The organism is Sphingopyxis sp. BSNA05, assembly GCF_013265645.1.
GTDB lineage: Bacteria > Pseudomonadota > Alphaproteobacteria > Sphingomonadales > Sphingomonadaceae > Parasphingorhabdus.
This window is the reverse complement of sequence record NZ_PYIA01000108.1, coordinates 1-1,855: the sequence shown is the minus strand read 5'-3', so window position 1 is coordinate 1,855 and position 1,855 is coordinate 1. Positions and strand designations below refer to the sequence as shown.

The 1,855-nt window shown below is 60.9% G+C and carries 2 protein-coding genes; both read left to right on the top strand.

Features of this window, described 5'->3' with window-relative positions; translation table 11 throughout:
* On the top strand, window positions 1-1,054 hold a 1,054-nt coding region (locus C8024_RS13440; RefSeq protein WP_254305914.1), incomplete at its 5' end, for a bile acid:sodium symporter family protein.
* The gene (locus C8024_RS13435) at window positions 1,051-1,692 is read left to right on the top strand and encodes a DUF938 domain-containing protein (protein ID WP_173206061.1); all 642 of its coding nucleotides are present in this window, start codon (window positions 1,051-1,053) and stop codon (window positions 1,690-1,692) included. The genes C8024_RS13440 and C8024_RS13435, both read left to right, overlap by 4 nt.
* Window positions 1,693-1,855: the final 163 nt, after the last annotated feature.

Genomic DNA, 1,855 nt, shown 5'->3' with positions numbered 1-1,855 from the left:
GAGTGTGAGCCCCTCCGTCAGCCGTACCGGCTGCCACCTCCCATCGCTTCGCGACAGGGAGGAAAATAGCATGATCCACCGTCTGACCAACCTCTTTGCCCTGTGGACAGTATTGGGGACAGCCTGGGCATGGTTCGTGCCCGAACATTTCCTCTGGGTCGTCGATGGCCGCTTTCGTCCGCTTGGCCAGCCTTTGGTCAGCGTCATGCTGGGGCTGGTGATGCTCGGCATGGGCCTCACTCTGTCGTTCGACGATTTCAAGCGGATCACCAGAATCCCGCGATGCGTCACCACCGGCGTCATATTGCAATTTACCGTAATGCCGATGGCCGGGATTTTCCTCGCCACGATATTCGGGCTGGAAACCGGTCTCGCGGTCGGCCTGATCCTCGTTGCCTGCTGCCCCGGCGGCACCGCGTCCAATGTCGTCGCCTATCTCGCCAATGCCAATCTGGCGCTGTCGGTGACGATGACCATGGCCTCGACCCTGATCGCGGTCATTGCGACGCCTTTGCTGACCGGCTGGCTCGCCGGCAAATATGTCGCGATCGACCAGTGGAGCCTGTTTATCAACATGGTCTCGATCGTGCTGCTGCCGGTGATCGCGGGCGTGCTGTTCAACCGCTACCTGCCTAGGGCGACGGAGAAGATCGCCGTGATCTCGCCGCTTGTCTCGGTGATTGTCGTCGTGCTGATCATCGGCGGGATTATCGCCAACAGCAAGGCGCTGATCGAGGCGCATTTCGGGGTGCTGATGCTGGCGATATTCCTGCTCCACGTCTTTGGCTTCGGGCTCGGCTATCTGATAACCAGGGCGATGGGGCTCGGCGTGGCAGAACGCCGGACGATCAGCATCGAAGTCGGCATGCAGAACAGTGGTCTCGGCTCCAGCCTAGCCTCCACGCCAAGCTTCGCCGCGCAATTTGCCAGCCCGATGCAGGCGGCGCTCGCGCCGGTCCCGGCCGCGATTTCGGCCGTCTATCATGTCGTGATCGGCAGTTTTCTGGCGGCCATCTGGCGGCGGCAGCCGATTGATGCAGGAGGCAAGATATGACCGATTCCAAACCCTGGACCATCGATGAATTGGGGGCGGGCGAACAGCGCCACGCCCCGGCGACGCTGCGCAACCGCGATGCGATCGTTGCGGTCCTGCGCGATATCCTGCCCGATCAGGGTACTATATTGGAAATCGCCAGCGGCACCGGCGAACATGCCGTCTATTTCGGGCGAACCTTTCCCGGCTTGACCTTCCAGCCCAGCGACCCCGATCCGGCCTGTTGCGATTCCATCGCCGCCTGGACGAAGCGGGAAGGCGTAGCCAATATCCTGCCGCCGCTCCAGCTCGATGCGCAGGCTACGCAATGGAACGTAGAGGACATAGCAGCGATCCTGTGCATCAACATGGTCCATATCAGCCCGTGGGAATCGAGCATCGGCCTGTTTGCAAAGGCCGGCAAACTGCTCGCTCCGGGGGCGCCTTTCTATCTCTACGGTCCCTATCTGCGCGCGGAGGTTGAAACCGCGCCGGGCAATCTGGCTTTCGAACGCAGCCTCAAAAGCCGCAATCTGCGCTGGGGCCTGCGCGATGTCGCCGACATGGATGCGCTGGCGGTGCGCAACGGCTTCGTTCGTGAGAGCCTGATCGAGATGCCGGCTAATAATATATCTTTGGTGTACAGGAAGCAGGATTAGCCCCTCCTCTTTAGAGGAGGGGGTGGGGTGGTGGCGATGCATCAGCATCGCTCGCGCTAGCGAAATGCAACGAAGAAGATAGGATTGCAATTTCGAGCGATCTTCGACGAGAGACACCACCCACCCCTCCTTAAGAAAGGGAGGGACTAACTCCGTCGTCCCT

Bases quoted from the DNA above. Each gene is read 5' to 3' on its own strand.
- C8024_RS13435 (WP_173206061.1), top strand. From the start codon at position 1,051: ATGACCGATTCCAAACCCTGGACCATCGATGAATTGGGGGCGGGCGAA.